The following is a 1028-nucleotide window of genomic DNA, read 5'->3' on the forward strand; positions in this document are numbered from 1 at the left end:
ACGACATCGTGCTGCATCCGCGCGCGTGGTACGCCGAGCATGGCATCACGCTGCACACGGGCGACCCGGTCGTGGCCATCGACCGCCGCCGCCGCAGCGTGCGCTCGCAATCGGGCGTCGAGGTGGCGTATGACCGCCTGCTGCTGGCCACCGGTTCGCAGCCGTTCATCGTGCCGGTACCTGGCGCGGACCTGCCGGGCGTGGTGGGCTTTCGCGACCTGATTGACGTCGATACCATGCTGCAGGCGGCGCGCGACGGTCGGCACGCGGTGGTGATCGGCGGCGGCCTGYTCGGGCTGGAAGCGGCCAATGGCCTGCTGCGACGCGGGATGGACGTGACGGTCGTGCACCTGACCGGCAGCCTGCTGAACCAGCAGCTCGATGGCGACGCCTCGCTGCTGCTCAAGGGCGCGCTCGAGCGGCGCGGCTTGCGCATCCTGCTCGGCGTGCAGACCGAGGCCATCCTGGGTGACGGCAAGGTCGCATCGGTGCGCCTGTCCGATGGCGTCACGCTACCCGCCGACCTGGTGGTGATGGCCGCCGGCGTGCGCCCGAACGTGGCGCTGGCGCGCGCCGCCGGGCTGCATGTCGAGCGCGCGATCGTCGTCGACGACACGCTGCAAAGCTACGATCCGCGCGTGTATGCGGTGGGCGAATGCGTCCAGCACCGCCGCGCGACCTTCGGCCTGGTCGCGCCGATCTGGGAGCAGGCGCGTGTCTGCGCGGCGCACCTGGCCGGCTTCGGCCACCGCCGCTACGTGCAGCAGGCCGTGGCCACCAAACTCAAGGTAACCGGGATCGACCTGTACTCGGCCGGCGACATCGTCGGCGGCCCGGGTACGCAAGATCTGGTGCTGCGCGACCGCCGCTCCGGCATGTACAAGCGGCTGGTCCTCGATGGCAATCGCCTCACGGGCGCCGTGCTGTATGGCGACGTGGCCGACGGCCCCTGGTATTTTGACCTGATCGGGCGCGGCGTCGACATCTCGGCGCTGCGCGACCGCCTGTTGTTCGGCCCTGCGTTGTGT

1 protein-coding gene is annotated in these 1028 nt (G+C 70.7%); it reads left to right on the forward strand.

Annotated elements, in window-relative coordinates:
* Positions 1–1028 (forward strand): NAD(P)/FAD-dependent oxidoreductase (locus tag AC1DYN_RS32720; RefSeq protein WP_477967000.1); only part of this gene is annotated, 1028 nt, incomplete at both ends.

Source organism: Rhizobacter sp. P2_D12 (genome assembly GCF_056404395.1).